Annotated in this window: 21 protein-coding genes; 14 read left to right on the top strand and 7 right to left on the bottom strand. The window is 51.1% G+C overall.

Annotation, left to right across the window (positions count from 1 at the left end; translation table 11 throughout):
- The first annotated feature begins 183 nt into the window (after positions 1–183).
- The 3 genes from J0A68_RS08445 to J0A68_RS08455 all read left to right on the top strand — a co-directional run bounded on the left by J0A68_RS08445 (position 184) and on the right by J0A68_RS08455 (position 3,489).
- Positions 184–711, top strand: coding sequence for a hypothetical protein (locus J0A68_RS08445; RefSeq protein ID WP_206577769.1), 528 nt, complete (start codon positions 184–186; stop codon positions 709–711).
- Positions 712–1,937: 1,226 nt separating this feature from the next.
- The gene (locus J0A68_RS08450; protein ID WP_206577770.1) at positions 1,938–2,285 is read left to right on the top strand and encodes a hypothetical protein; all 348 of its coding nucleotides are present in this window, start codon (positions 1,938–1,940) and stop codon (positions 2,283–2,285) included.
- Positions 2,286–2,307: 22 nt separating this feature from the next.
- Positions 2,308–3,489, top strand: a complete 1,182-nt coding sequence (locus J0A68_RS08455; RefSeq protein WP_236021424.1) for an alpha/beta hydrolase-fold protein — start codon at positions 2,308–2,310, stop codon at positions 3,487–3,489.
- Between the two features lie 547 nt (positions 3,490–4,036).
- Here J0A68_RS08455 and greB read toward each other — a convergent pair.
- On the bottom strand, positions 4,037–4,510 hold the full coding sequence (gene greB, locus J0A68_RS08460) for a transcription elongation factor GreB (protein ID WP_206577771.1): 474 nt from the start codon (positions 4,508–4,510) through the stop codon (positions 4,037–4,039).
- Between the two features lie 419 nt (positions 4,511–4,929).
- Between greB and J0A68_RS08465 the strand changes: the two genes are divergently transcribed.
- From J0A68_RS08465 to J0A68_RS08475, 3 genes are all read left to right on the top strand, one after another.
- The gene (locus tag J0A68_RS08465) at positions 4,930–5,763 is read left to right on the top strand and encodes a sugar phosphate isomerase/epimerase family protein (RefSeq protein WP_206577772.1); all 834 of its coding nucleotides are present in this window, start codon (positions 4,930–4,932) and stop codon (positions 5,761–5,763) included.
- A 614-nt stretch (positions 5,764–6,377) separates the two neighbouring features.
- Entirely contained in the window at positions 6,378–6,605 is a 228-nt protein-coding gene (locus J0A68_RS08470; RefSeq protein ID WP_206577773.1) for a hypothetical protein, read from the top strand.
- Positions 6,590–6,883 (top strand): type II toxin-antitoxin system RelE/ParE family toxin, encoded by a 294-nt coding sequence (locus J0A68_RS08475; protein ID WP_206577774.1) that lies wholly within the window; start codon positions 6,590–6,592, stop codon positions 6,881–6,883. Before J0A68_RS08470 ends, J0A68_RS08475 begins: the two co-directional genes overlap by 16 nt.
- A gap of 13 nt (positions 6,884–6,896) precedes the next feature.
- On the opposite strand, the gene J0A68_RS08480 is transcribed toward J0A68_RS08475, so the two are convergent.
- From J0A68_RS08480 to murI, 3 genes are all read right to left on the bottom strand, one after another.
- Positions 6,897–7,355, bottom strand: coding sequence for a COG2426 family protein (locus J0A68_RS08480; RefSeq protein ID WP_206577775.1), 459 nt, complete (start codon positions 7,353–7,355; stop codon positions 6,897–6,899).
- A gap of 327 nt (positions 7,356–7,682) precedes the next feature.
- Entirely contained in the window at positions 7,683–9,755 is a 2,073-nt protein-coding gene (locus J0A68_RS08485; RefSeq protein WP_206577776.1) for a S9 family peptidase, read from the bottom strand.
- 120 nt (positions 9,756–9,875) lie between these two features.
- Complete coding sequence (gene murI, locus J0A68_RS08490) at positions 9,876–10,706, bottom strand: glutamate racemase (RefSeq protein ID WP_206577777.1); 831 nt, start codon at positions 10,704–10,706, stop codon at positions 9,876–9,878.
- A 233-nt stretch (positions 10,707–10,939) separates the two neighbouring features.
- Here murI and J0A68_RS08495 point away from each other — a divergent pair, with 233 nt between their 5' ends.
- From J0A68_RS08495 to J0A68_RS08505, 3 genes are all read left to right on the top strand, one after another.
- Positions 10,940–11,641, top strand: a complete 702-nt coding sequence (locus J0A68_RS08495; RefSeq protein WP_206577778.1) for a hypothetical protein — start codon at positions 10,940–10,942, stop codon at positions 11,639–11,641.
- Between the two features lie 304 nt (positions 11,642–11,945).
- Positions 11,946–12,611, top strand: coding sequence for a DUF8692 domain-containing protein (locus J0A68_RS08500; RefSeq protein WP_206577779.1), 666 nt, complete (start codon positions 11,946–11,948; stop codon positions 12,609–12,611).
- A gap of 56 nt (positions 12,612–12,667) precedes the next feature.
- The gene (locus tag J0A68_RS08505) at positions 12,668–13,795 is read left to right on the top strand and encodes a carboxylate--amine ligase (RefSeq protein ID WP_206577780.1); all 1,128 of its coding nucleotides are present in this window, start codon (positions 12,668–12,670) and stop codon (positions 13,793–13,795) included.
- Between the two features lie 31 nt (positions 13,796–13,826).
- On the opposite strand, the gene J0A68_RS08510 is transcribed toward J0A68_RS08505, so the two are convergent.
- Both J0A68_RS08510 and J0A68_RS08515 read right to left on the bottom strand, forming a co-directional pair.
- Positions 13,827–14,081: a hypothetical protein gene (locus tag J0A68_RS08510; protein WP_206577781.1), complete on the bottom strand. Its 255-nt coding sequence runs from the start codon at positions 14,079–14,081 to the stop codon at positions 13,827–13,829.
- Positions 14,082–14,120: 39 nt separating this feature from the next.
- Complete coding sequence (locus J0A68_RS08515; RefSeq protein WP_206577782.1) at positions 14,121–14,477, bottom strand: hypothetical protein; 357 nt, start codon at positions 14,475–14,477, stop codon at positions 14,121–14,123.
- A gap of 177 nt (positions 14,478–14,654) precedes the next feature.
- Here J0A68_RS08515 and J0A68_RS08520 point away from each other — a divergent pair, with 177 nt between their 5' ends.
- The 4 genes from J0A68_RS08520 to J0A68_RS08535 all read left to right on the top strand — a co-directional run bounded on the left by J0A68_RS08520 (position 14,655) and on the right by J0A68_RS08535 (position 18,261).
- On the top strand, positions 14,655–15,851 hold the full coding sequence (locus J0A68_RS08520) for an MFS transporter (protein ID WP_206577783.1): 1,197 nt from the start codon (positions 14,655–14,657) through the stop codon (positions 15,849–15,851).
- A gap of 186 nt (positions 15,852–16,037) precedes the next feature.
- Positions 16,038–17,564: a bifunctional phosphoribosylaminoimidazolecarboxamide formyltransferase/IMP cyclohydrolase gene (gene purH / locus J0A68_RS08525; protein WP_206577784.1), complete on the top strand. Its 1,527-nt coding sequence runs from the start codon at positions 16,038–16,040 to the stop codon at positions 17,562–17,564.
- A gap of 156 nt (positions 17,565–17,720) precedes the next feature.
- A complete protein-coding gene (locus J0A68_RS08530; RefSeq protein ID WP_206577785.1) occupies positions 17,721–17,939 on the top strand; it encodes a hypothetical protein in 219 nt (72 codons plus the stop codon).
- Complete coding sequence (locus J0A68_RS08535; protein ID WP_206577786.1) at positions 17,929–18,261, top strand: type II toxin-antitoxin system RelE/ParE family toxin; 333 nt, start codon at positions 17,929–17,931, stop codon at positions 18,259–18,261. Before J0A68_RS08530 ends, J0A68_RS08535 begins: the two co-directional genes overlap by 11 nt.
- Positions 18,262–18,278: 17 nt before the next feature.
- Here J0A68_RS08535 and J0A68_RS08540 read toward each other — a convergent pair whose 3' ends face one another.
- Complete coding sequence (locus J0A68_RS08540) at positions 18,279–20,156, bottom strand: hypothetical protein (RefSeq protein ID WP_206577787.1); 1,878 nt, start codon at positions 20,154–20,156, stop codon at positions 18,279–18,281.
- A 496-nt stretch (positions 20,157–20,652) separates the two neighbouring features.
- On the opposite strand from J0A68_RS08540, the gene nudK reads away from it, so the two are divergent.
- On the top strand, positions 20,653–21,231 hold the full coding sequence (gene nudK / locus J0A68_RS08545; protein ID WP_206577788.1) for a GDP-mannose pyrophosphatase NudK: 579 nt from the start codon (positions 20,653–20,655) through the stop codon (positions 21,229–21,231).
- The last annotated feature ends 54 nt before the right edge of the window (positions 21,232–21,285 follow it).

Genomic DNA, 21,285 nt, shown 5'->3' on the forward strand with positions numbered 1-21,285 from the left:
AATAAAGAAAAGTAACTGGCCCCACTGGGAGTAGTCGAAACAATAGTAAGACTAATCGGAGCTTGCCCCCCTAGGCGTAGTCCCCGATAGTCATCGGGAGTAAAACGCCTTTTTATTTTTCTGAATTTTCAGTTCCCCACTACGCCAAGCGATAAACCGTTGGAAGTAGGCTAAAATGACGATATGGAACAGCTCAAGAGTATATTTGAAATAGAAGACAAAGAGGATTTCGATAAGGCTTTCGAGCTATATCACGAGCTATACAAAACAAATCCTACGGACTTTGAAATTTGGAAACATTTCTTTTTTTTCCTTTGGATAGCGATTGAAGACGCCAAGTCAGAATTTCATGAAAGAATAAACCTTCGACAACGATTGAAAGAAATGTTTGACGATGGAAAGAGCAAATTTCTGCATCTGGCAGAATTCAAATTTATTGCTGGTTATGCAGTTTCTATCTTCCCTTATGAATTTGGCGACTATGATGACCTAAAAAAAGAGGGTCAAGAGCTGCTTCGACAAGCGTATCAAGAGGAACCTGACAATAAAATCTACCGAATGGTCTATCTCAGCAGTTCAAATTCTGACAAAAATGACTATAGACAATCGGAGTTGGATGCAAGTCCCGTTGTTTTGAAGAGATTTCAAGGGCCAGGACTCCTGAATAAGTACTTTAGACAGGTATTGAACAGAATAGATAAAAAAAACTAAGCCCCTCGAGCGTAGTTTGATACTGGCCTAGGCGTAGTCCGCGATAGTCATCGGGAGCAAAACGCCTTCCTATTCCTCCGAATTTGCAATTCGCCAACAATCCCCTACCCCAAAACAAACCCATCCTACCAAAAACCAAGAACGGTGCAGGTAAAAGCAGCATCGATGTACCAAAAAACAAGATCGATCTAGGTAAAAACAACATTGATGTACCTACAGCAGGGACGATGGCAGGCACGAAGTAAGATCATCCGATCTGGGACAAGAGCGATGTACCTAAAAGCAAGACGAGGTTTGTTTTTTACACCATCATCCCTGCTGTAGCAAGACGAGCCCTACTTCCAACAGCAATCACGTTTCCGCAGATAGATATTTCCTCATTTTTCGATAGAATAGTTGGAAACACAAGCTCGAAACCTGGTCATTGCCGACCTGCCCTGAACTCCCCCCTAGGGGCGCTAGCCCCGACATCTTCGTAGAAAAAGTGATCCTTCCCTAGAAGGGGCGTAGCCCTGACATCCTACGAATCATAAAAGGACACATTACAGCGCTACGCGCCTCTCGGAAATATGCCTCAACAACTAGGCTACGAAGATCGCCGGGCTACGCCCTGCAAAATCGCAACAAGCAGCTACGACCTTGAATGGAATTTGATCACCCTTTAGTCCCAACGGGACGGCAGCTCGGTAGCAAATGAACGGCAAAAATCCCACGAGTCCCGTTGGGACGATCCTACACGACAATCAAATGTTAATTCCTGGATCATGCCTACGGCATTCCCTTTCGTTTACGGCCATATAGCTACCGAGCTGTCTTGCCTACGGCAATCATCCCGATCAATCCCTATCCAGCCGCCGCCAGGGGCGCTAGCCCCGACATTTTCGTAGAAAAAATCATCACACAACTTCCCTAGAAGGGGCGTAGCCCTGACATCCACCGAATCCCACGAAAGCAGATCACGGCGCTGCGCGTCTCGTGAAACTAGGCCTAACACCAAGAACTACCAAGATCGCCGGGCTACGTCCTGCAAAGTCTCACGCCCCAGTCGATGGCTTTCCGTCCGTAGGCAGATCTCCACCGACTGAAACCACAGCTCCGTCGACCCCCACCTTGCGCCTCAGCAAAAGTCCCAGCGGGACGGCAGCTCGGTAGCAAATCAACAGAATCAATCCCATGAGTCCCGTAGGGACGATCCTACACGACAATCAAATGTTTATTCTTGGATCATGCCTACGGCATTCCCTTTCGTTTACGGCCATATAGCTACCGAGCTGTCCTGCCTACGGCAATCATCTACTGCGGGTCTCAAACCCCGAATTTTTCAAATTCAAATCAAAATCCCCCTGGAGCGCTCTGCAGGGGATTATTTTTGCATCTTTAACCCAACTAATTCTTGGCGAGACTCCCGCGAAACACCAAAATCGCCTCGCAAAATATCCTGTGAGGGGCAATTTGGTAATGGAAAAGCAAACGCTTTTTACACCGGACAAAATCCTAAAACCTATCTTGTCGATCCAGAAACCGAAACTGCTTTAAAAATTTACGCAGTAGAAACCCCACAAATGCAGGTATAGATCCACTGCCAACCACCTAGAAATGATCAGAATAAGCAAAAATGTAATTGTCGTACTTTTTTTTCTATTAGGGCTTAGCCAGGCAAAGTCACAAGACCTTGGCCAGATTGTAATCGGCACAAAACATTCAATTACTTCAAATATCCTGAGCGAAGAGAGAGAATATTGGATCAGCCTCCCTGATTCGTACAATGATCCACAGTCATCCTACAAGAGATATCCCGTGCTTGTGGTGCTGGATGGAAACCTGCACTTTAGGACTGTTGCGACGATGACAAACTACATGAGTTCTGATGTGTACGGGAGCCGGGACATCCCCGAGATGATCGTGGTGGCTATTCAAAACGTGGATCGAAGGAGAGATTTCACTCCGGACAAAATCATTACAGTTCGCGAGAATAACACTGGAGGTGGGGATCGGTTTATGGGCTTTTTGGAAGACGAACTCTTACCTGAGTTGGATAAAAAGTTCAGAACAGCTCCCTATCGCATACTCTACGGACATTCTTTAGGCGGCCTGTTGGCTTCCCATGCCTATATGAGAAAAGAGACCCTTTTCAACTCGTTCATTGCCGTTGACCCGAGTTTTGGGACATGGGATTCAGAAACCATGGACAAAAAATTGGACTCCCTGACGGATCGGTCTTTTGAAAGGTTTATTTACATCGCCACTGCAAATTGGGGCAAAAGGAATATCAGGAACCGTGACCGTCACGTGAGGTTCTACGAGGCATTGAACAGTAAGTGCGAAGGGAAACTGCCCGCGAAACTGGAGTATTTCGAAGATGAGGACCATAGCTCAGTGCCTGTCGTTGCATTCCACAACGGCATCTCGGCAATTTTTGAAGGCTATGGAATCTCCTACCGCGATGTAGAAAGCACAGAGCAGCTAATACAGCATTTTCAGGAACTTTCGAAGCGACTTTCATGGAATTTCCTACCTCCTGAGTATCTGGTAAACCAATTGGGCTATCGAATGATCCAAAGCGCAAGTGATGGAGACAGATCGAAGGCCCTAGAATACTTTACGATGAATGTGGAAAATTACCCCGAATCCTCCAATGCCCACGATAGCCTCGGAGAAGCCCATGAAACACTAGGCAATACTGAGAAAGCACTCGAACACTATATAAAATCCCTTGAATTAGACCCAGGCAATGAACACGCCGAAATGAAAATAAAGGAATTGGAACGAGTCAACTAAGCAAAATATGCGGTCGGCAAGGCATCGGTATTCCGGATTGTCTCGTGCTTGCCAGTTTTGCTACACATCCTCGAAAAGTAGCCCTGGATCCTCCGAAAACCTCTAAGGTAAATCTCAGTGCTACGCGCCTCGACCACCAAGATCACCGCGCTAGGCCCGGCTAAATCGCACGCCTTGCTTGATGCCTGTCCGTCCGTAGGCGGATTTCGATTGACAGAAAAACAAAGCTCCCTTTACGCCCACCATACAGCATAGCAAAAGTCCCAGCGGGACGGCAGCTCGGTAGCAAATCAACAGAATCAATCCCATGAGTCCCGTAGGGACGACCCCATACGGCAATCGTCCCGATCAATTCCTATCCAGCCGCCGCCAGGGGCGCTAGCCCCACCATCTTCGTAGAAAAAACATCACAGGCACCCCCGAAAGGGGCGTAGCCCTGACATCCACCAAATCCTACAAGACCAGATCTCAGCGCTTCGCACCTCTGGAAACACGGATTTCCAACTAGGCTACGAAGATCGCCAAGCTACGCCTTTCAAACACCCCCTCACTTCTCGTATTCGATCGCCCTGATCTTCCAAGCCATCTGCCCGTTGGGCGTCTGGACGAGCACTTCCTCGCCGACTTCCTTTTTCAGCAGGGCCTGCGCCATGGGGGAATCGATGGAGATGTAGTCCCTGCACTCAAACAGTTCCTCTCCGCCGACAATCCGCAGGCGGATCTTGTGCCCTTTGGCACTCTCGATCTCAACCCAGGCTCCAAAGAGCACTTTTCCCTCCTGATAGGGCGCATAGGGAATCACCTTCAGGTCGTCGATGCATTTGCGCAGGTAGTGCACCCGCTTGTCAATCTCCCGCAGTCGTTTCTTGTTGTAATGGTAATCGGCATTTTCAGAGCGATCCCCGAGGCTGGCCGCCCAGGCAACCTTTTGGGTGGTTTCGGGCCGCTCCACCTTCCAGAGCTGATCCAGCTCGGCCTTGACCTTTTCCAATCCTTCGGGTGTAATCCACATCGTCTTCATCGGGTAGTTCGGGTTTTATGGGGTGAATGGGAATTTCGGCTCCTATCACAAAAAAGAGACTTTTCATCCCTAAGCAAAAAAAGGGCAATTGCGGCAAAATCCCAACCGGACGGATGATTAGGGCAAGTCCCAGCGAGACGGAAGCTCGGGAACAAGTGAACAGCAAAGACCGCTTGCTCCCGGTTCGCCACCTGCTCATCCGAAGGACTCCCAAAGCCTGATACTCGTCGAAACCAGCCAAGGCAAACGATTCCGCAGATTTGGCAAAACTTACGGACTCGCTTTGGCTTGCATTCCCTAAATTGGAAGCATAGAAACTCAAAATAACCCGAACGGAATCAAGCATGGCCCAGCCACTGCAAGATTCCACCTGCCTGACGGCAGTCAGGTGTGGCCATTGAAAAACAAAACACAAACCCATGAAATCAACCTTATTGACCCTTTTGCTGGCCATCTCCCTGATGGTCTGCAAGGCACAGGACAGCAAACCCGGACCTCAGCTCCCACCTGAAACAGGCGAAACCTTCAAGGTAGGCATCGCCGGCTACACTTTCGTGAAGTTCGACCTGGACAAGACCCTCGAAACGCTCCAAGCCCTGGATGTACACTACCTATGCATCAAGGATTTCCACTTGCCGATGACGAGCACCGATGCTGAAATCGCCGCTTTTCACGAAAAACTGAAAGCCCATGACATCACCGGATATGCCGTGGGGCCGATCTACATGAGAAGCGAAGAGGATATAGACAAGGCTTTTGACTATGCGAAACGGGTCGGCGTAAAGTTGATTGTAGGCGTTCCCAATCCCGAGTTGCTTCCTTATGTGGAGAAAAAGGTAAAGGAGTATGATTTCAAATACGCCATCCACCTGCACGGACCGGACATCAAAATCTACCCAGATGCCGATGACGTGTGGAACCACACCAAAGACCTCGACCCTCGGATCGGAATGTGCCTGGACATCGGACACGACACCCGCAATGGCAAAGATCCTGTTGCCGATCTCGAAAAATACCACAGCCGTGTCTTCGACATGCACATCAAGGACGTGACGGCTCCGGTCAAAGCGGGCTATTCACTCGAAGTAGGCCGTGGGATCATCGACTTTCCCGCCATGGTGAGAATGATCCGAAAAGTAGGCTACACCGGCGTGTGCAGCCTGGAGCATGAGCGCAACATGGACAACCCATTCATGGGCATCGCCGAATCCATCGGCTACTTCCGCGGCGTGATCGAAACGACCAAAGAGTAGGAAGGCGGGAATTCGATATTTGAAGTTTGAAATTTGAAACAACATCCCCTCTGGAAGATTCTGGAGGGGATTTTCTTTTATATACCTCCTTGGTCGGAGCCTGTCCGTCCGTAGGCGGATTTCCATTGACAGAAAACAAAGCTCCCTTTACGCCCACCATACAGCATAGCAAAAGTCCCAGCGGGACGGCAGCTCGGTAGCAAATCAATAGAATCAATCCCTAGAGTCCCGGAGGGACGATCCTATACGGCAATCAAATGGCTATTCATGGATCATGCCTACGGCATTCACTTTTCGGTCACTCCTCTATCACTACCGAGCTGTCTTGCCTACGGCAATCGTCCCGATCAATTCCTATCCAGCCGCCGCCAGGGCCGCTAGCCCCGACATCTTCGTAGAAAAAATCATCACACAACTTCCCTAGAAGGGGCGTAGCCCTGACATCCATCGAATCCTACAAGACTTGATCACAGCGCTACGCGCCTCGCGAAACGGAGATTTAACGCCCTGCTTAGCATCATAACAACCCCTTCTCTCTCTCCTTGGTCGGTGTCACCACCGACGGAAATTTCTGCACGATAGTATCTTTCATCTGCTCTCGTTACATTAGATCCATGAACCTCAAGGAAAAAATCAAACAGCGAGTTAACGACATCCATGATCCCCGCCTTTTGGAAGAACTGCTCAAGGCTGTAGAACTGGAGTACGACATCGAACACGCAGCCGAGCTTTCCGATCAAGAAAAGAAGGCAATAGATACCGGTATCGCAGATGCTGACGCTGGAAAGCTCCATTCTCATACCGAGGCCAGCCGATTGGTAAGAGAATGGCTAAGAAAATAAGGTGGACAACCCGATCTATCCAAGACCGGGCGGAAATTTACCGCTATTGGCTCCAACGAAACCAATCAGAAAGCTATCCTGAAAAACTTGAAGAACTCTTCGAAAGGTCAGCCCTACTCATCTCCAATTTCCCTAACCTAGGAACACGTACCGATCACCGAAACGTATATTCCAAAGTCGTCCGAGATTATAAAATATTCTATCGGATCCTAGCTGACGAAATCCAGATCCTCCGAGTTTGGGACACAAGACAGCGCCCGGAGTCCACTGGGCTGTAATTCGTTTTGTTATTCAATCAAACCCTCCCATGGCCATGACCGTGGTCACCCACACGATGAGGCAGGAAATAAAAATGCCGATGGCATTGGCCAAGAAGGCCTTTTTGCGATCCAAACCAAACAAATAACCCGCGATCGTACCCGCATAGACACCCGTGCCAGGAACTGGGATCAGGACAAAGACCATCAGCCCCCAAAAGCCGTATTTCTTCACGTTTTTGCCAGCGCCTGCCTTCGCACGACGACCGACAAAAATCGCCGCCTTTTTGTAGTGATACCATCTCATGAAATAGCCGTTGACCACATCCAAGAAAAAGGTCATCAAGGGAAAAATCAGGACGTTGGCCACAAAGCAAAGAACAAAGGCCAGGTAGATATTCGCATCGTTTAGGAGGGCGTATGGGATACCGATTTTCGCCTCTCCAAAGGGGGAAATGCTCCAGAGCATGGCGATAAGTAGGTCGAGAAACATTCGATGGTAATTAGATGCCGCGAAAATAAGGATTTCCGGAAGTGCTGCTCTAGGCAAAACTCCAAATCCCAGATAAATACGCACCCTCAATAAAAAGGATACAGGAGTTTACCAAATGCTGCTCCAAGCGCTCAGCAAGGCAGAATCGGGCGTGAAAAAGAAACATTTCCCCAATCAGTCTGCGGGCTTTAACCCCCAAAAAAAGCCATGCCCCATCACACGGAGCATGGCTTTTTCATTACAAATCTGGAAACAAGGCTTCGACTTCGCTCAGCCTGACAAAGCATCGGACACCCGGCATCGGACATCGGACATCGGTCATCCAATCTATCTCACCACCTTCTGGTAATCCGTCACCAGGTGCTTGATGAAAAACTCCATCATGCGGTCACGGTTCAGTGCGGTGTGGCCGCCGTCCGGAGCGATCTGCACCTCGATGCTTTTGCCTGCATTCTGGAAGGCCTTGATCAGCTGCAGGGAGTTGGACGGATGGACGTTGTTGTCCGCAGTGCCAAAGAAGATCAGCAGCTCACCTTGAAGCTGGTCGGCCATATTCATCAGGCTAAAGCGGTTGTACCCCTCCAGGTTGGTCTCCAAAGTGCCCATGAAGCGCTCCGTGTAGATGTTGTCATAGTTTCTCCAGTCCGTTACGGAGGAGTTGGCCACTGCGGCGTGGAAAAGCTCCGGAAAGCGCAGCAGCATGGTCGCCGCCGTGGTGCCCCCATAGGAGGTGCCATACACGCCCACACGCTCCTTGTCAAAGTAAGGACGGCTGTGCAATGACTTCACGCCCTCGGCGAAGTCATCCATTTCCACCAAACCCAGATTGCCGTAAAGTTGGTCCAGCAGGACTTTGCCGCGGCCTCTCACATTTCTCCCATCGATATTCAGCACGAGGAATCCGTACTCGGTGAGCGGATCAGGATAGACGAAGGTTTCGCGGAAGGCGTTGGTCGCCGGTCCACCGTAGTTGCTCAGGATCACAGGGTACTTTTTGCCAGGGTCAAAATCCGACGGAAAATGGATCAGTCCGTGCAGCTCGGTCACACCGTCTTTGGAAGTGAAGGTGAACATTTCCGCTTTCTTGAGGCCCAAAGACTCAAACTTGCCCATGTCGCTTTTCGCCAGCTCGGCAAGTACTTTCCCCTTGGCATCGATCAGATTGGTAAAGGGGGCGACGTCATGCGCCTGCGCCACGTCCACAAAGTACTTGCCGTCCGGCGAAATGGACACGGAGTGGTTCAGGCTAGGATCTGTCAAACGCACATCTTTGCTGCCGTCCAGCTTCACCCGATGCAGCTGCATCTTCATGTGGTTGTCCCCGCTGCGGGCCAGGTAGTAAAGCTGCTGGTTTTTCTCATCCACCTTCACGATGCCCGCTACCTCAAAAGGATGCTTGGTGATGGTGCTGACCAGCGTCCCGTCAAAGTTGTAGAGGTAATAGTTGTTGAAGCCGCTGCGCTCGGAGGCCCAGATGAACTGGGTGCCGTTGTCGAGGACGTGCATCTCGGGGGAGTTTTCCACCCAGCTAGGCAGCCATTCCTCATGGATGATGGTGCGGCTCTTGCCAGTCAGGGGATCGGCAGCGCGAAGCTCCAGGATATTTTGCAGCCGGTTGGTGCTGTGGTAGACCAGCTCTTTGCCGTCAGGCGTCCAAGAGAGGTCGTAGATGTAGGTACCCAGGTCTCCGTCATGGAAGGGCTTTCCATCGCGGATATCCAGCTGCGTGAGCTTTTTGGTCTCCAAGTCATAGACCATCAGGTCCACGGGGAGGTTGGGCTCACCGACTTTGGGATAGGCCTCGATCTCCAGGGAATCGTAGAGGCTGAGCTGGTCCAGAAGGACGTAGTATTTCTTTACATCTTTCTCCTCAAATCGGTAGAAAGCGATCTTTTTGCTGTCCGGAGACCACCACATGGCGGTGTTTTGGCTGAGCTCCTCGCCATACACCCAAGTTGCGATGCCGTACTTCACCTGGTTTTCCTCGTTGCCGTCCGTGGTGATGGCCACTACGCCCGAACCGTCGGGGTTACTCAGGTACATGTTGCGGTCCTTGGTGAAAGCCTTGAGCTTCCCATCCGGGGAGTCGGCAAAGTCCCACTGTCTGCCTCGGGCAGGTCCGGTACGCCTTCTTGGCTGGACCTGGGGAGCCTGCCCCAGCTCGGCCGCCTTTTTGGACTTGAGGTCATAGCGGTAGAGCTTTCCGTCTTGGCTATATTCAAAAGAGCTTCCGTCGTCACTCCACTTGGCGGAAAGTGCGCCGGACTTTACGGAACTGTAGATCTGGGGGGCGATTTTTTGGTACTGCTCGTATCCCGGCATGCTCTTGAGCTTGTCCTGGGCCTGGGACAGAGAAACGGTGGCAGCCAGGACGGCAGCCAGCAAAAACTGGTTCTTCATCTATTTGGGTAAGTTTTTTCGAGCTTCGATGATAGGGCTTTTATCCCTAAAAAACCGGAGGAAATACACGGAAGGCGAAGCAGAGTCCGAAACGCCGAGCTAATCGGGCGAACCGACGCCTCAGAGCTGCACGGTGCTGGCCTCGATTTCCCTCCCGAGGAAAAAGCCCGCCTGCCTCTCAAAATCCGCGGCATTGTCCGTGGTGCAAAAGCGATGCTCGCCGCCCTTGCTGAGCCTTGACTCCATCCCGGGATGGCGAGCAAGGTAATCGACGAGGCTTTTTGCCACGATCTCCCCCTGGACGACGAGGCACACTCCGGCAGGGATATGCTCCCGCAGCTTGTCCAGCATGAGGGGATAGTGGGTGCAGCCCAGCAAAAGCGCGTCTATCCCTTGGTCTTGCGCAAAAAGCTGCCCGAGGTATTTCTTCACAAAGTAGTCCGCACCGGGAGCGTGATGCTCGCCGCCCTCGATCAGCGGCACCCAGAGCGGGCAAGCCTGTTGGTAAACCTGCACCTCCGGCCAGTATTTCTTCAATTCTGTGGGGTAGGACTCCGAGCGGATAGTACCGGCGGTACCCAGGACACCGACTTTGCCGGACTGGGTGTACTGCCCCAGCACCTCCGTGGTCGGCCGGATGACACCCAACACCCTCCTAGAAGGGTCATCAGTCTTTGGCAAGTCCAGCTGCTGGATGTTGCGGAGGGCCTTGGCACTGGCCGTGTTGCAGGCGAGGATCACGAGGGGGCAACCCTTCCGAAAAAACCACTGCACCGCCTGCCAAGTGTATTGGTAGATGGTCTCGAAGCTGCGAGGGCCATAGGGGGCACGCGCGTTGTCGCCGAGGTAGAGGTAGTCGTATTGGGGGAGGAGCTTTTCGATTTCCCTGAAAACGGTCAAACCGCCGTAGCCGCTGTCGAATATACCTATGGGAGCGCTGTTGGAATTCATGGAGGGGTGCAAAGCTTGCAATTTGCATTTTTGCCCGGCAAAAATCACATCTACCGGGTAATTGCCCAAAATCACCCTAGCAGCTGGTGTTTTCCAAAACCGCCCCAATCCTTACTTTCTCCGATGAGGACTATTTCCGAATCGTCAGACAACTTACAACTACGTAACCAAGCTTTCACTCGCATTTCGTACCTTATCCCCTCTGCCGACCCAGCAAGCGGCAGTCAAGTGCGATGGCTTCACTACGGGGAATCAAGGGAAATCTGATCAGCTACCTAGCGCTGATGCTGCTATGTTTGGCAGGGATACTTTATGGACAAAGCCTAGAAGGAAGGCACCAGTTTTTGCGGGTGTGGGACATCGCCACGCTCGCCTGGATGGGCGTCGGCATACCTTTCCTTTTTTTACAAAATAGCGCCGGCATCCCGGACTTTTGGGAGACAGGCATCACCCACCGCAAGAGACTGCTCTATCCGCTTCTGATCGGGATGGTATTTGGTGCCTTGGATGTGTTTGTCTTCAAAATCCTCCTGCATCCCGAGCCATACACCGAATTGCCCCCTTTCCTACAGCCCTTTCCCTACAGCCTTTTACTCTATTTGGCTGGAGCTTTCGAGGTCGAGGTATTTTACAGGCTGATACCCCTGACGATTTTTTTGCTTTTGGGGAAAAAGCTGGCCCAGGCGAGGTACTATTCCCACTTTCTTTGGACAGCGGTGATCCTGACTTCACTCCGGGAGCCTGTGGAGCAGCTTCCTTCGGGAGACTGGACGATCATAGTCTATTCCCTTTTCACAGGTTTCCTGATGAATTTTATCCAAGCCATCGTCTTCACCCGATACGGTTTCATCTCCTCCCTCACGCTCCGACTAGGCCATTACCTGCTTTGGCACATCTTGCTCGGCGCATTTGTCGAATACGTTGAATTGGGGTAGCCTTCCCTCTACACCCAGAACCCAGTTTTATCCATTGTTCAAGTCGACAACGCCTAAATGTATTTTCAAATACAAGTATTTACGTTATGAATTTATTTTTTTGCACTATTTATTAACTAATTACCCTTGTTTACAAAAACTTTTCTTTATATTCCTTCGCTGTACTACCAAAGACCTCGCAAGGGCTTCTCTGAATCATTAATAAATTAATTACAATCCCTTTCGATGGGAAAGGCCGCTTCTGTGGCCATTGACCTAGAAAGCTGAGGGGGCTAGTATGGCCAAACGCTAACCAGGCCTTTACATGGGTAATCTGACCATCAAAACTATTTTTAGGAAGGACTCCGCCGTTACTTTGGCGAAAATCTTCTTGCCGACCTTGGCATTTCTGGCCTTGGTCTCCACCATTGCCAAAAGAAACGACATCAGCTTTGGCTATCTCTCCCGCGATGCCATCCAGACGCTATGGCATGAGCCGAATGCCGAAGTGTCCTTTTACATCGGCTTTTTGTCAAATTTCGGGATCATCTTCTGGTGCTTCACCGCGGCGATCCTTTTCATTTCCTCCAAGATTTCCAAGGATTTGGGCAAACCGAAAGCACAATCCCGATTTCTGTTCTTTTCGGGGCTGCTGACACTCTTCATGCTCATCGACGACCTCTTTTTGCTCCACGACGTCATCATCCCCTATTACCTGTACATCAGCGAAAAATTCTTCTATCTCTTCTACGGCAGCTCGGTTTTGGCACTGTTGTACTTGTTTCGGGCCACCATTCTCCAGACGGATTATCTGCTTTTTCTGCTGGCTTTTGCCTTCATGGCGGGCTCTGTGATCACCGATGTATTGATCACACTGGGAATAGAGATCAGCGACACCTACCTCTTTGAAGATGGACTTAAATTCATGGGGATCATCTCCTGGTTTGTCTATTTCACCAAAACTTCCTACGCAATCATCAGACCTGCCTGAGCCACGACAGCGTATCGATCCGATATAAACCCAAATTCCAAACAACTCCAATCCCAATGAGAAAAAATGAAAAGACCGGCTTCTCCGTGCTCATCCCCGACGGAGGCGAAACCTACGCCCTCTCTGTAGCAAGGTGCCTGGCGGAAGAAAAGGACATCAATACGTTTGTGATGGCGGAAGACAAACAGGACTCGATCCGGTTTTCCCGACATATCGCAAAATTCATCCACCACCCCCATGAGCAGCAAAAAGAAGCAAAGCTGGAGGCGATAGTGGACACGATAGAAAAAACCAAGGCCGACATCCTACTGCCAGTCGGCATCAAGTCCATACGCCTGATATCGGAACACAAGGAAAGCCTCTCCAAGATCGTGGCCTGTCCGCCAACTCCAGACGTGCGCTCCTTTGACATCGCTGACGACAAGTGGCTGCTTTCCCAGTGGCTCAAAGAGCACCACATCCCCCATCCCGACACCCGGCTTTTTCGGCCGATGGACTCGCTGGAAGAACAGATAGCCAAGCTCACCTTTCCGGTGATCGTCAAGCCTAGAAATGGCTCGGGGGGAAACGGCATTCACATATTCAAAGAAGCCGGAGCATTTCGGGATTGGCATGCCGGTTTTGACCATGTGGAAGACCAGATCATCCAGTCCTATATCACGGGATACGATATAGACTGCAGCATACTCTGTAGTGAGGGGAAAATCCTCGCCCACACCATCCAGAAGAGCATCAAATACTCGCCGGATTACCCCTGGCCCCACGGCTTGGAGTTTTTGTCCCAAAGCGAGATCTATGACATCGTCAGACAAGTCGCCGAAAGCTTTCGCTGGTCTGGCGTGGTCCATATCGACCTGCGGTATGACGAAGTGGAGAAAAGAGCAAAATTGATCGAGATGAACCCGAGGTTTTGGGCCAGTGTGACCGCATCTGTCTTTGCAGGCGTCAACTTTCCCTACCTCGCCTGTCTCGCAGCCCTGCAAATGGAGCTACCAGAGGTTCGTCCCGAGAACAAAATCATTCTCCGAACCGGGCCTGCCATCAAGATGAGCCTAAGCAACCTGTTCAAGGCCGGAAATGGCAGATCCTATGACAACACCTTCTTGGAGTTTATCCTAAAGGATCCTCTACCAACCCTCATTGAGGAAACGCTCTACTACTATAGGAAGCTCAAAAACAGCTAGGCCCTGAGCCAGCGTTTCTGCCAAGCAAGACCTAAAGCCTCCTGAAGTAGGCGACAGATCCATAGTTGTCAGGCGTGAAAGGATTGTAGTAGTACCCCGTGATGCTGTTTTTTCCAAAGACAAAACCCAGCGCCACGCCGCGCTGCACCTCCACGTCGTTTTGGTAGACGCGGTTTCTGCCACCCACCAGACTGACGATCAGCCATCTCTTGACTGCAAAGCGAAGCTGTGACCAAGCGTAGAAATAGGAGTCGCTCGAAGCTTCCGCATCAAACAGATACTCCATTTCGGTATAGAAGCCAAACCTTCCCAGCGAAACATCCACCTACAAACCTGGAGCTACTCCCTTAGTCCGACCAACTACCCCACCCAGCATGGGAGTGAATAGGTATCGAATTCGCTCCCCGCCGCGGAAATTGTATCCCACAAATGTTGAAAAAGTATGCAGGTCTTCATAGTTGTACCGGGGCTCTAGATGCCAACGCTTATAATTGATGTAGGCTACCGGCAAAGCAAAGTTCTGATCCGGCGTGAAGATCGCCAAAATTACTGCGCTGACGTCCCAATATTGTTCCGGAACCGAATCTACCTGACCCCATGCCGACTGGGAAAAGAAGGAAAACTGCATCCAAAAAAACAGTGCCAAAGCCAGCCAGAGCTTGCATGAAAATCGCTTTGCCATACCTTTCAAAACAAGTCGATAAAAAAACGCTATGGATGCCTATCCCAACCTTTCCGCCCACATTCTTAAATATAGCTGATGTTTGCCACAATTGGCGTATCCCCACTTTAGAGCGAGAAAAGCCGTTTCTTTGGCTCTATATTTAGGCCCTAGCAAAACGAAATCCGCCAGCAAGCCATGAGGCCAGTCCTTCCCGTCATCGTCGTATCGCAGTTTCTGTGCACCTCACTCTGGTTTGCAGGAAACGCAATCGCCGGAGACATTGCCGAGCAAATGGCGCTGGGGACGGGCTTTCTGGCCCATCTCACCTCCGCTATCCAGTTTGGATTCATCGTAGGCACTTTGGTCTTTGCTGTTTTTGCCGTATCAGACCGCTTCTCTCCTTCCCGCGTGTTTTTCGCCAGCGCGATCCTGGCAGGCTTGTTCAATCTGGGGATCAGCCTGGCGGACATCATGCCGAGCCAAATCCTCGCTTTCCGCTTCCTGACAGGCTTCTTTCTCGCCGGCATCTATCCGGTGGGGATGAAGATCGCCTCCGACTACTACCAAAAGGGCCTCGGCAAGTCTTTGGGCTTCCTGGTGGGAGCCCTAGTGCTGGGCACTGCTTTCCCCCATCTCCTGAAAAGCATGGGGACGGGCCTCGACTGGCAATTCGTCGTCTACATCACTTCGGCTCTTGCCGCGGCCGGTGGCTTGGCCATCTTGCTGTTGGTGCCTGATGGCCCCTTTCGCAGGCCAGCGCAAAAGCTGAAGTTCACCGCCTTCCTGGACGGATTCCGCCAGCGGGAATTTAGGGCTGCTGCTTTCGGCTACTTCGGGCACATGTGGGAGCTTTACACCTTTTGGGCTTTCGTCCCGGTCATACTCGCCACCTTTCGACAGCGGCATCCCGCTGTGGCGCTGGACGTACCCCTGCTTTCCTTTGGCATCATCGGATTGGGCAGCTTGGCCTGTGCATTTGGAGGCCTACTATCCCAGCGCCTGGGAGCCAAGCCTGTAGCCACCGGGGCGCTCCTGCTTTCCTGTCTCTGTTGCCTGGCCTCTCCCCTGTTTGTCTTTTCTGATTCGGCTCCTGTGTTGATCGTGTTTCTGTTCTTTTGGGGTTTGGTGGTGATCGCCGATTCACCGTTGTTTTCGACGCTCGTAGCGCAAAGCGCACCTGAAAAGTCGAGAGGCACCTCCCTTACCATAGTCAACTGTCTGGGCTTTGCCCTGACCATCCTCAGCCTCCAGTTCGTCAACTTTTTCTCCACCAAAGTCAGCTCCCAGTACCTCTACCTGCTGCTGGCCATTGGCCCAGCACTTGGTTTGGCAGCTTTGCTTGGAAAAAGAAAGTCCGCCCCTTTCACCTCCAAAGCCGATACCCGCCGCTAAACTGCATTCGCCGAAGGTTTTTCTTCCTTGGAGAAAGCCAGACCTGGAAAATACGCTTTCCGAATTTCCTTTTCTTTTGACTGGGCAAAAGCCCGCTTCCCGAAATTCCCCAATCTCATTTCCCGCCTTCCCTGCTTTTTTCCTACCTTTGCGCTTTCCCAAGAAAACATCCAAAACCATTTCGAAATGGCCGTCAAAAAAATCGAATCCGCGCTCATCTCCGTCTACTACAAAGACAACCTCGAACCCATCATCGCCCTGCTGAAGCAGCACGGGGTAAAAATCTACTCCACCGGTGGTACCCAGAAGTTTATCGAAGAGCAAGGTGCCGAAGTCATCCCTGTCGAGGAGCTCACCTCCTACCCTTCCATCTTTGGTGGTCGCGTGAAGACCCTCCACCCAAAGATCTTCGGCGGCATTCTGCACCGTAGGGAGAATGAAGGTGACCTGGCTCAGGCAGCCGAATACGGCATTCCGGCCATCGACTTGGTGATCGTGGACCTGTATCCTTTTGAGGAAACAGTCGCTTCCGGCGCGTCCGAGGCGGACATCATCGAGAAAATCGACATCGGCGGCATCTCCCTGATCCGCGCCGCTGCCAAAAACTTCAAGGACGTGATCATCATCGCTTCCAAAGACCAATACACCGAACTGGAGGCAAAACTTGCCGCACAAGACGGTGGCACGACCATCGAAGACCGCCGCTACTTTGCCGCGCAGGCCTTCCAAGTGTCCTCCAACTACGACACGCATATCTTCAACTACTTCAACCAGGCCGAAGCCATCCCTGCGCTGAAGGTCTCCGAAACCAAAGCCAAAGCCCTTCGCTACGGAGAAAACCCGCACCAAGCCGCCCACTTCTACGGCGACATGGAGGCACTTTTTGACCAGCTGAACGGCAAGGAACTCTCCTACAACAACCTGGTGGACGTGGACGCAGCGGTAAACCTGATCGCCGAGTTTGACGGTGAGACTGCTTTCGCCATCCTCAAGCACACCAACGCATGTGGCGTTGCTTTGGCACCAACTGTCCAGGAAGCCTACAAGAAGGCCTTCGAAGCCGACACCACTTCCGCGTTCGGCGGAGTCTTGGTGACCAACCAGACTGTGGACAAAGCTGCCGCCGAGGAGATGCACTCGCTTTTCTTCGAAGTGCTGATCGCTCCTGAATTCACTGAGGAGGCTTTGACTATCTTGAAAGGCAAGAAAAACCGAATCCTGCTTCGTCAGAAAATGGCGCTGCCTGGCACCAAAATGATCAAAACCCTCCTGAACGGCGTGATCGAGCAGGACAAGGATTTGGCGACCGAAACCAAAGCTGACTTCAAAACCGTCACAAAAGTCGCCCCGACCGAGAAGGAACTGGATGCGCTGGTATTCGCTGCGAAAGTCTGCAAGCACACCAAGTCCAACACCATCATCCTGAGCAACGACACCCAGCTCTTTTCCTCAGGCGTAGGCCAGACTTCCCGAGTGGACGCACTGCGTCAGGCAATCATCAAGGCCAAGGAGTTTGGATTTGAGCTGAAAGGCGCCGTGATGGCGTCCGACGCCTTCTTCCCTTTCCCCGACTGCGTGGAGATCGCCCACGAGGCAGGCATCACCGCGGTGGTGCAGCCAGGCGGCTCGATCAAAGACCAGGACAGTATTGACTTCTGCGACGCGCACGGCATGGCGATGGTGATGACGGGCGTGAGACATTTCAAGCACTGATCTGAAGTAGCAAGTCGCGAGTATCTAGTATCAAGATTTAGAATCGAGAATCTAGCGACGAGAACCAAGAAAGCCCTTCGGAATAAATTTCTGAAGGGCTTTTCGTATATTGGTATTGAGGAGTCTTACTTTGAAACCCACTCACTCATCTAGCAGATGGAAACCCTAAGAATCAAAGCCTACCCTAAAAACAAAAAACAAATCAAATCAATTGAAGATTTCTTGAGCAAAGAAGGAATCGAATTTGAATTGGTAGAAAAAGAAGAGTTTTTGGAGTTTTTGGGAGAAATAGGCTCCAGCCTAAGCCAGGTCAAACAAATCCAAGACGGCAACTCCAAGAAGCAAACGGCTAAAGATTTTTTAAATGAGCTATGAGGTAATACTCACCGAAGATTTCAAGAAGTTTTTTAAAAGACTGAACAAGAAATACCCCTCGCTTAGGAACGACCTTCTTGAACTCATAGATGAGCTAGAAAAAGACTTCACTCTAGGAATCCCGCTTGGTGCCAACCTTTACAAAATCCGACTAGCGATAAAAAGCAAAAACAAAGGCAAATCCGGAGGCGGACGGGTAATCTACTATTTTTTGACCGCGGTCAGTGAAATCTATTTAATTCACATTTTTGACAAGAGTGAGTTTGAAAACATTCCAAAAGAAAAAATCCTTGAATTAATGAGAACTGCTGGTTTGGAATAGTCTGCGACATTGCTCTTTCACTCCACCGCCTTCACACTCACATTCCCCACATAGATCTTCTCGGCTGGCTTTCGATTGGTGAAGAAAAAGGAGCTGAGTTTGGTATCCGCAGGCAGCTCGTTGAATCCAGGGATAGGTTTCCCGTACTTGTCCAAGGGAATGATCTCCTTTCCGTCCACGAAGCCTCGGACTTTGCCGTCTTTCCTGGTGATCTTGAGGTGAACCTTGTTTTTCACGTTACTGAAGTCGTTGCTGTATTGCAGGACATCGGCGTAGCGCAGCGCATTGTCCATGCCCTTGTAGGTCGCCTTGAGGCGAACGTAGCCAGTGGGATTGGTGGTAAACTTCGCGCTGCCAGCCAGCAGATCCAGCTCTACTGTTACAGGATTGGGTGAATTGACATAGTCACCCTGCGGACTGAGGACTTGGTCGTGGATGGTAAGCAGGAGAGAACCACCCGTATTTCCGGCAAAATTCTCCCCGGCCAGGTCAAACTCCATTTCGAAATTATCCGGCAAAGGTGCTTTTTGGGCCACTGGCATGATTTTATATTCCCCAAGATCCATCCACAGCTCACCGCCCCGATCTACGACGACGGATGTACGGCCGACATTGGCCTGAGTCCAGCCTTTGGGCTTTTCCCCCACCGTGCTTCCCGAGAAATCATCGAAAAAATAGTAGCCCGCCGGAGCCGCTTTCACCGTCTTGGACGCCACAGCATCAGACTTGACCTTGTTGGCATTTTGCGCCAGCGCTGCTGCATTTCTAGGCTGGTAGGCTACCGCCTTGACTTTCTCCGGGTCAAAAAAGTAACTGTACGCATAATCAAAATTAAACCGGGTGCTCATACTGCGGTGATTTTCGCGCAGATAAGGCATCTGATCCTGATTGGCGGGCCACCAAGCCACGACTACCCAAAGCGGCTGATCGCCTTTGCTTTTCTCCAACACCCCATCCTCGTAGGTGTAAACGCCATGTCGGGCATCATCCTCAGAGAAGACTTCATTTCCATTCTCCAGATCGTTGATCCCGATCCCTTCATACTTGAGATAAGCAGGCTGATCCAATCGCCCCTCGCTCTCCTTGCGTAGCTTATCCATGTTTCCCTTCCACTTAGGAAGCACGGTCGTTTCGAATCGGGTGATTTCTTCCTGCAGGCTTTCAGGGCGATGGCCATAGCTTGACTTGAGCTTGCTTTTCCGAACGTCTATTTCTGAAGAAATGGCAGCCTCTATCCGAGTCAGCACTTCTCCTCGGGTCAGCTGACGAATGGGGAGCCTGTTGCCCGGAGCCAAAAAAACCGCCACCAATGGCTGGCACATCTCCCCGGTACAGCCATAGTACTGGATCGGATACTTGCCGATTTGCGGGTCGCTTTGGAGGTCAAATTCCTTGATCAGCCGGTCTCCATAGCTCCAGTCTTTGAAGGTCTTGGCGGGGTCAGCAGACCGCCGGGTAAAGACAGGGCTGCTGGCCCTGCTCAGCAATTGGACGGGAATGGCATCGGGAAGATGGTTAGTAAAGACAAAAATTGCGGAAGAGGAAGCGGGGCCCTTGACCACCTTTTTTCCATCGCTTGACCAAGTTGCCTTCCACATCACCGCGCTAGCTCCGATCCCATACGGTTCGACCGCGTCTTTTTTGTTTGGAAGCGCTCCCGCAAAAGACTCGTCTATCGCACCGAGGGGAAGGTAGCTTTGCTTGATCCAGTCAAACACTACCGCTGGAAGCTTCTGCTGGGCTGGGGTAAAGGTGCGGGAATAGCTTTCGGGCTTCAGCGGAGCCATGCCCTTCCAGGCAAAGACGCTGTCCTCCAATGCCTGACTGCGTGACCGTTGGGAAAAAGCAGGAATGGCAAAAGCCGTGACCAAGAAAAGTAAGGTTTGCTTCTTCATGGAAAAATAAAATTAGCGTGATAAAAATAGGTAGCCGGTAAAAGGACTTCTAGAGCACTAAAAAATGTTTGGGGTGGAAAGGAGCTACAGCTACGTCTCCACCTCAAGTCCATTCACCGCCTATGCCAATCAAAAGTTAATACTGTATCCGGCTTTTTCATTTCCGTGGAGAATATTTTTTCCTTGATCATTTCCCCTTACTTGGACTGGCACCTACCCGAAGCACTACTTCATGCAAAATGACATGACTTGTCCCTCAAAACCAGGCGAATCCAAACTCAAGCAGCCCATCATCACCCGTCGGCCGACCTGATCAGCCGGGCCTATTTTCATAGCTTGATCGAGGTGAGGAAAGCCTGAGGATCGGAAAAAACACAACTCACTGTTTTCCTTGAGCTTTGAAGATTCGCAGCCACGCGCCAGAACCTGCCAAAGTCCCTCCCGTTAGTACCAGAGAATTTTGTAAACTCAATTTTTGAAAGCTATCCCAAGCCACATGATCCAAAACGTAAAAATCACTGACTCCCAGATCCTCTCGGACAACTGGTACATTCTCAAAAAGATCACCTACCAATACACCAAGCGCAACGGCGAAGTGATGAGCCAAACCCGCGAAGCCTACGACCGCGGCAATGGCGCCACCATCCTCCTCTACCATCCCGAGCAAAAGACCGTGATCCTCACGCGTCAATTTCGCCTGCCCACCTACATCAACGGCAACGAATCCGGCATGCTGATCGAAGCCTGCGCTGGCCTGCTGGACAACGAAAACGCGGAAGACTGTATCAAGCGGGAAACCGAAGAGGAAACCGGCTACAAGATCTCCAAAGTCCGGAAGATCTTCGAAGCTTATATGTCCCCCGGTTCGGTGACAGAGATCCTCCACTTCTTCATCGCCGAGTACCGAAACGACATGAAGGTAAGCGAAGGTGGCGGAGCCGAGGACGAGGAGGAAAATATCGAAGTGCTGGAAGTCCCCATCGACCAAGCGATGGCGATGGTCGAAAGCGGGGAGATCAAGGACGGAAAAACGATTTTATTGCTGCAATATGTGAAGCTGAAGGGGGTGGTTTAAGGCGTATAGGACTGTCATCTGACTCATGATAGACTATTGCGAAAAGGTGTGGAC

This window comes from Algoriphagus oliviformis (assembly GCF_017254915.1).
In the GTDB taxonomy this organism is placed as follows: domain Bacteria; phylum Bacteroidota; class Bacteroidia; order Cytophagales; family Cyclobacteriaceae; genus Algoriphagus; species Algoriphagus oliviformis.